Origin of the sequence: Aquisalimonas sp. (assembly GCF_007120195.1) — a bacterium.
In the GTDB taxonomy this organism is placed as follows: Bacteria; Pseudomonadota; Gammaproteobacteria; order Nitrococcales; family Aquisalimonadaceae; genus Aquisalimonas.
This window is the reverse complement of the sequence record NZ_SKOG01000282.1, coordinates 1-7,183: the sequence shown is the minus strand read 5'-3', so window position 1 is coordinate 7,183 and position 7,183 is coordinate 1. Positions and strand designations below refer to the sequence as shown.

The window sequence follows — 7,183 nt, the reverse complement described above, 5'->3', positions numbered from 1 at the left end:
GCCCCTGGCGGCGTTGCGCCTCCTCGCCGTAGTCCCCGCTACGCCTCGTCGGCGCGCCTTGCCAGGAACCGTCAGGATCCACGCCAATTTTCGCAACTTATTTACGGGACAGGACACTAGCCTTCTGCGCGTGAGCCAAGTCCCATACAATGCCGGCTACGTCGGCGCGGCCGTACAATGCGACCGGGGCGCCACGCCCCGAAAAATCCGAGAGCCTTGCAGAGTCCTATGGCGCAAATCCTCGTACTCTTCTACAGCCGCCACGGCGCCACGCGCCACATGGCGCAGCAGATCGCCCGTGGCGTCGAGACGGTCAATCGCGCCGAGGCGGTGCTACGCACCGTTCCCCCGGTGTCCACGACCACCGAAGCAATCGATCCCCCGGTCCCGACATCCGGACCCCCCTACGCATCACTGGATGACCTGGAGGCCTGCAACGGGTTGGCCCTGGGCAGCCCAACGCGATTCGGCAACATGGCGGCACCGCTGAAGCACTTCCTGGACGGGACATCCGGCCTGTGGCTGCCGGGTGCACTGGCGGGGAAACCGGCAGCCGTGTTTACGTCCACGGGTTCCATGCACGGTGGCCAGGAGACGACGCTGCTGACCATGATGGTGCCGTTGCTGCACCACGGCATGCTAATTATGGGGCTGCCCTATACCCAGCCCGAGCTCAACAGCACTCGCAGCGGCGGGACTCCCTACGGCCCGAGCCACGTCGCCGGCAGCGATGCCGCCGCGCCCCACAGCCCTGAGGAAGAGGTGTTGTGCCGCGCCTTGGGGCAACGCCTCGCGGCAACTGCGGTTGCGCTGGAGCGGGGACGGCAATGAGCAACCCGGCGATAGCCGCACATCGGGCTGCCATCGCGGGACACTTCGGGCTTATGGCCCTGCTCATGAGCTGGCTGACTTGGCTGGCCCCCCCTGACACCGGGCTGGTGGCACCTTTGTTGCTCCTCGGTGTCGGGCCCCTGGCACTCGGTGTACGCGGCATTCTCCACGGGCGCCCTTACACCTGCGCATGGACGAGTCTGCTGTCCATGGCCTATTTCATCCATGGCGCCACCTTCATCAACGAACCGGGGCTGATCCGGTGGCTGGCGGCGCTGGAAATCGCGCTCAGTCTGCTGCTGTTTGTCGGGTGCGTGCTTTATGTGCGGCTTACACGCGCGTGAGCCGCACGGGCGCCTGTCGGGCCGCAGCCAACCGCGACTCAGCCGTGTCCAAGGACACGCCGCAGGAATGGGATGGTCAGGCGCCGCTGTTCGGCGAGGGCGGCACGATCCAACACCTCCAGCAAGCGGAACAGCGATGTGGTATCCCGGGGCTGTCGCCGGAGTAGATAGCGTCCCACGTCCAAGGGGAGATCCAACCCGCGCAGCCGGGCGCGGTGACGCAGCGCCCCGAGTTTCTGCTCGTCGTCCATGGGCGATAAGCGCTCCATCAGCCCCCACTGCAGCCGCGACACAAGGTCGGGTAGCTGAAACCCGATCGCCTCAGGCCGAGCCGACGCACTGAGCAGCACGCGTGTTCCGGTATCGCGCATGCGGTTGAACGCATGGAACACGCCCTCTTCCCAGGCGGGCTTACCTGCGACAGCCCCCAGATCATCAAGAGCAACCAGCTGCAACGTTTCCAAGCCATGGAGCACCTCCGGCGACAGGCAAAGGTTCTGTCCCAGTGGCACATAGGCGACCGGCGCCCCGTCCGCGCCGAAGCATCGGCTCGCCGCCTGCAACAAATGGCTTTTCCCCGTGCCCGAAGCACCGTGCAGATACACGCAACCCTCGCTGCCGGTCAAAAGACGTTCCACCGCGGCAAGGGCCTGACGATTGCCGGCCGCATGGAAACTGTCGAAACTGGCGGCATCATTCCAACGGATAGCAAGCGGCAACTGCACAGTCGGTGGCGGATGCTCCATGCGTCCCTCCGAGGCGAGTATTGCGGGCATTCTACGCGTGCTGGCGGGCGAGCCGCGAGCACTGACAATGCCTCGCCACAGGCGCGCCTCAGGGGCTCAGGGTTTGCAAAGGCCCTGTCGGCCAGTAGACTCGCTCCCGCGTGCGAGTGAGAGCCAACCATCCAAACCTCAAAACCCCACCACCATGCTTGCAAGGAGGTCCTGTGCGATCGTTTTGTGCAGTGCTGGTTTCGACTACGAGCCTGGCCATGGCCATGCCCGCCGCATTCGCCGATACGTTGATCCTCGACAACGGGGATCGCCTGCGCGGCACATTCTTGGCAATCGACGACGGCGCGCTGACGTTTCGCCCTGACGGCACCGATCAGGCCCTCTCCCTGCCGCTGGATGCCGTGGCACAGCTCCAGACCGAGGACACGATAGCTGCCGCGCTCGACAACGGCGCGGAAGCCCGTGGCCAGGCGGCGGAGGCCAACAACGGGACTATCCGGCTGGACAGTGTGCAGTCTACCGAGCCCGGGACTGTTCCGGTGCAAGAGCTCAGCCGCGTCAGCGAGTCGGAGGATGCGGCGCGCGAGCCCATCGAGACCAGCGGCGACATTACCCTGGGAGCGCGGATAACCGATGGCAACACGCGCAGCCAGACTTACAGTGCCACGGCTGATACCAGAGTCCGCAGGGAGGCCAACCGCCTGCGCTTCGAGGCGGAATTGCACCGCGCCCGCGACGACGGCGAGGATACGGAGGATCGCACCGCGGCCGGCATCCGTTACGACCACTTCGTTTCCGAGAGACTGTACCTGAACAGCAATGTGTCAGTGGCTCGCGACCGGTTCCGGGATCTACGCCTGCGAACGGTCGCTGGTTTGGGTCTCGGTTATCAGGTGTTTGACACCGACACGCGCACCCTGTCGGCCGAACTCGGCGTCAGTTATGTCAACGAGGATTTCTACGAGGCCGAGAACGAGAGCAATCCGGCCGGCCGCTGGGCCTTGGACTACGAGGAACGCCTTGCCGGCGACGGTGTTCGCCTGTTCCACGCCCAGGAGGGGCTGGTCAATCTCGAAGACGCGGAGGACTTGCGCGTCCACACGCGCACCGGCGTGCGCTTCCCGTTTGTCGTTGGCATGACCGGAACCGTGCAGGTCAATTTCGACTACGACAACCAACCCCCGGGCGACACCCGTCGCGCGGATACGGCATACCTCCTGACAGCGGGCTACAGCTGGTAGCGGCTGCAGCTGCCTATCACCGGGGCATGGACGCCCCAACCTAGTGTCCTGTAACCGCGGTTACAGGACACTAGCCGCGAAACTGCAAATAATAATCGGGCCTGATATCACCATCCGCGGCCGCGTCATCCTCCACCTCCTCGAGTTCCACCAGCACACGACCGCTCCTGATCCGCTCAAACGCATGCTCCGGCAACCCCTGAAACTGCAGGCGAAAATCCACCCCATCGCCGCCCACACGAACGACATCCACGGCTTCCACTCCACGCAATCCCTGAAGATACCGCTCAACACGGGCGTAGGCGTTCAGATCGGGTATATTCTGGACGCGAAGCATCACTTGGCCGGCGGCATCGGGGTCCGGAATACGCGCGTAACGGCCCGCCAGCTGGGTGATCCCGGTGGTCATGCCCGTCGCCAGCACCTCCTCGGCCTCGTCACGTTGCACGGTCCACTCGAGGCGCTCGCCCCCCCAGAAGAGAATCCAGCGGCCCCGCCAGCGGTCGCCACGCGCCGCTATACGCCCGACCAGCACCGCCTCGCTGTCATAGCGCTCCGAAGCCTCCAGAATCGGGTCGCGGAAACCGCCCCAGATATCAGACGAGCTCAACTCCCGCTGGTCCTGCAAATCCATCAACGGAAAAATGACCGGCAGTCCCCCTTCGGTGGCGGCGCTCCGCAGGACCTCTTGGAAATGTGCACCTTCTTCGCCGCCGAGGATCCGCCGCTCACCGCCGTCGTCCATAGCAACCCAGGCTACGGTGCGCGGCCGCCTCTCAAGAGACCAGAAGGGGACTTCCCGTTCGATCAGTTCGCGCTGCAGCGCTGCTCCGTCGAACCGCACACGAAGCTCCAAAGTCTGATCCTCGGCGCCACCATAGCCGTACTGCTGGACATACCGGCTCGCATCGGCCAGCAGCTCCGCCAGGGGCTCGTGCTCTTCCGGCACTTCGCGCCCCGTCAGGCGCACGAGGATTGCTCGCAACCCCTCACGCGTTGCTTCATCGCGCTCAGCGCCCGACTCGCTCTCAACTTCAACGCGTGCGTCGAAAAGCCCTGCAGCCGCCTGCGCCAGAGCCGGCAGCAAACACAGCGCCAACAACACCGATACAACCCGAGCCCTCATGCCATCTCCGCGTGCAATCCCATCACTTTACCCTCTGGCCGGCTTGCACCGGTGCCGAGGCCCACACCATCATGGCGCAAACGATAGCATGCCAAAACCGCCTTCGGCGGATGCCGCTTACGCCCGCATCCGATACCATACGAGCCCTGAAACCACGCATTGCTCACAGGGGGGCAGCGCCATTGGCCTCGGATCAGAAGCCGCCCGATTACGGATTGACCTATCGCGACGCCGGGGTGGACATCGATGCCGGCAACGCGCTGGTGGATCGCATTCGGCCCGCTGTCGCGCGAACGCAGCGCCCTGAGGTCCTTGGCCGCTTCGGTGGCTTCAGCGGCCTCTTCGCCCTGCCCCTTGAGCGTTTTCGTGAGCCGGTATTGGTCTCCGGGACGGACGGCGTGGGCACAAAGCTCAAGCTCGCCATCGAGACCGGCCGCCATGACGGGATTGGAGTCGATCTGGTGGCGATGTGCGCCAACGACATCCTCGCCTGCGGCGCGGAAGCGCTGTTTTTCCTCGACTATTACGCCACCGGCAAGCTCGATGTCGACGTGGCTGCCGTCGTTATCGAAGGTATCGCGCGCGGCTGCGAACAGGCGGGGGCGGCCCTGCTCGGCGGGGAAACTGCGGAAATGCCGGGCATGTACGCGGAGGGCCATTACGATCTCGCCGGCTTTTGCGTTGGCGTGGTGGAGCGCGACGCCATCATCGACGGCAGCCGGGTGGCACCAGGGGATGCCCTCATCGCCCTGGCAGCGAGTGGCCCCCACGCCAACGGCTACTCCCTCGTCCGCCGCGTCCTGGAACACAGCGGCGCCAGCCTGGATCAGGCCATGGACGATGGCACCCTGGGTGCCGCACTCATGGCGCCGACGCGCATTTACGCCGGCGCCATTCATGCTCTCCTGGGCCAGGTGGATGTCCGCGCCATGGCCCACATCACCGGCGGCGGGCTGCCGGAGAATCTGCCCCGCACACTGCCGGATCACTGCGCCGCGGCCATCGATGACACGAGCTGGGCCTGGCCAGCTGTGTTCCAGTGGCTCCAGGCCCAGGGCAACATCGCACAAGCGGAGATGTATCGCACCTTCAACTGCGGGGTTGGTATGGTGGTCTGCGTCCCGCCGGCCGCGTGCCAGGAGGCGATAGACCGACTGCGCGCGGCGGGCCAAATGGCGTGGCAGATCGGCCGCGTCGAGCCGTGGGACCCCGCCCGCGGAGCACGCGTTCGTTTGACGGGGGGTGCATGAGCACCCCGCCCCTTCCTGTCGTGGTCCTTATTTCCGGTAACGGCAGCAACCTCCAGGCCCTGATCGACAGCCAGCGCGCTGGCCACCTGCCGGTGGATCTCCGTGCGGTCATCAGCAACGACCCGTCGGCCTACGGGCTGGAGCGAGCGCGGGCGGCCGGTATGGCCGCGGAAGTTGTGGATCATCGCGATTTTCTCGATCGCGCGGCCTACGACACCGCCCTTCGCGAGCGCATCGATGCCCATCAGCCCAGGCTGGTGGTACTGGCAGGGTTTATGCGTATTCTAACCCATGGGATGGTGAACGATTTCCAGGGCCGGATGCTCAATATCCACCCCTCCCTGCTGCCGGCATTCCGGGGTCTGCATACGCACCGACGTGTTCTGGAGGCCAGGCACACGGTACACGGCTGCAGCGTGCATTTTGTCACCCCGGCGTTAGACGCGGGCCCGGTGGTTGCCCAGGGTGTGGTTCCGGTTAACCCGGATGACACCGAGGACAGCCTGGCAAACCGTGTACTGCAACAGGAACACCGGATCTATCCGCTGGTGGTACGGTGGTTCGCCCAGGGGCGCCTGGAGCTCGACCGCGAGGTGGCGTTGCTCGACGGGGCGCCGTTGTACACACCCGTTCGCCTGGGCCCGAACGACCCACTCCCGGGCTGAGGCGGCCGGATACTCAGCCGAGACAGCCGTTTTGTGAGGCGCAGCAATTCATGGTGCAACGACGCGTCCTGTCAGCCATGGCATTCGTAACAACGCTGATCCTGCCTTCAACGGCCGCCACTCAACCCTTCAGCGGCGGCCTGCCAGGGCAGATCGAGGGCGCGGCTGACGGCATACTGACCCCCGGCCCCCAGCTGGCAGGCGACGGTGAAGCCGTGGGCGGCACTGTCGCGATCAACCACGCCCGCCTGACGGACGCCCACTTCACCACGCTGGCAGCCAACGTTGTTCTGGATGATCGCCTGGAACTCAGTGTGGCACAGGCCAACCTCGGTTTCGGCAGCAGCGACGATGCCCGCCAAAACGTCTTCGCCGCCCGGGTTCGCGTGCTCGGGTCAGCCGACAGCCCACTGGGACCGGCCGCCAGCGTGGGCATCAGTCACCGGCGTCAGCGAGACTTCGGCCTGGAGCGCAGCCTCGGCGCCTCGCAACCCGCCCGCCGCAATGACTGGGACACCATGCTCACCGTGGGCACCGGCCAGCAACTGGGGCCCGCGCAGGCCTTATTGCTGCACGCCACGGCGCGGTACACCCGTGCCAACGCCGGCGGTTTGCTTGGCTTCGGTGGCGACAGGGACGACAGCCACCGGCTTCAGCTGGAGGCAGCGTTCCACGCCAGTGTGTCGCCGCGGCTCACCCTCGGCACGGAATATCGGCAACAGCCGGATTATCTGCCGGAGGATCTCGGCGACGCCTGGTGGACGGCTTACCTTGGCTACGCCACCAGCGCGACGGTCCATGTGACGGCAGGCTGGCAGGATCAGGGGCGGCTTGGCGGAGCCCCGCGGCAACGGGGCCCGTTCATTGCCCTGCGCGGGCGCTACTAACGGGACACCGGCGGTGTCGCGGTAAAACCCGCCCGACCGCGGCACACACTCAGGAGCGCGGCAAGGTCACCCCGCTCTGGCCCATGTACTTGCCGCCCCGGT

8 protein-coding genes are annotated in these 7,183 nt (G+C 65.8%); 6 read left to right on the top strand and 2 right to left on the bottom strand.

The genetic code is table 11. The features are described from left to right. Positions 1-228: 228 nt before the first annotated feature. Both wrbA and QZT63_RS19495 read left to right on the top strand, forming a co-directional pair. Positions 229-831, top strand: a complete 603-nt coding sequence (gene wrbA, locus QZT63_RS19500; protein ID WP_290653656.1) for an NAD(P)H:quinone oxidoreductase — start codon at positions 229-231, stop codon at positions 829-831. Beyond that, on the top strand, positions 828-1,175 hold the full coding sequence (locus QZT63_RS19495) for a DUF2069 domain-containing protein (protein ID WP_290653655.1): 348 nt from the start codon (positions 828-830) through the stop codon (positions 1,173-1,175). Before wrbA ends, QZT63_RS19495 begins: the two co-directional genes overlap by 4 nt. A gap of 38 nt (positions 1,176-1,213) precedes the next feature. On the opposite strand, the gene hda is transcribed toward QZT63_RS19495, so the two are convergent. Next, positions 1,214-1,921 (bottom strand): DnaA regulatory inactivator Hda, encoded by a 708-nt coding sequence (gene hda / locus QZT63_RS19490; protein ID WP_290653653.1) that lies wholly within the window; start codon positions 1,919-1,921, stop codon positions 1,214-1,216. A 248-nt stretch (positions 1,922-2,169) separates the two neighbouring features. Here hda and QZT63_RS19485 point away from each other — a divergent pair, with 248 nt between their 5' ends. After that, positions 2,170-3,153 carry a YdiY family protein gene (locus QZT63_RS19485; RefSeq protein ID WP_290653651.1) on the top strand — a complete coding sequence of 328 codons (984 nt, stop codon included), beginning with the start codon at positions 2,170-2,172 and terminating at the stop codon, positions 3,151-3,153. 70 nt (positions 3,154-3,223) lie between these two features. Here the strand turns inward: QZT63_RS19485 and QZT63_RS19480 are convergent, their stop codons facing one another. Further along, complete coding sequence (locus tag QZT63_RS19480) at positions 3,224-4,279, bottom strand: DUF2066 domain-containing protein (RefSeq protein WP_290653649.1); 1,056 nt, start codon at positions 4,277-4,279, stop codon at positions 3,224-3,226. A gap of 182 nt (positions 4,280-4,461) precedes the next feature. Here QZT63_RS19480 and purM point away from each other — a divergent pair, with 182 nt between their 5' ends. The 3 genes from purM to QZT63_RS19465 are packed head-to-tail and all read left to right on the top strand — an operon-like array spanning position 4,462 to position 7,081. Next, positions 4,462-5,529 (top strand): phosphoribosylformylglycinamidine cyclo-ligase, encoded by a 1,068-nt coding sequence (gene purM, locus QZT63_RS19475; protein ID WP_290653647.1) that lies wholly within the window; start codon positions 4,462-4,464, stop codon positions 5,527-5,529. Further along, the gene (gene purN, locus QZT63_RS19470) at positions 5,526-6,194 is read left to right on the top strand and encodes a phosphoribosylglycinamide formyltransferase (protein ID WP_290653646.1); all 669 of its coding nucleotides are present in this window, start codon (positions 5,526-5,528) and stop codon (positions 6,192-6,194) included. The genes purM and purN overlap by 4 nt, the downstream gene beginning before the upstream one ends. A gap of 50 nt (positions 6,195-6,244) precedes the next feature. After that, positions 6,245-7,081, top strand: coding sequence for a DUF3034 family protein (locus QZT63_RS19465; protein WP_290653644.1), 837 nt, complete (start codon positions 6,245-6,247; stop codon positions 7,079-7,081). Positions 7,082-7,183: the final 102 nt, after the last annotated feature.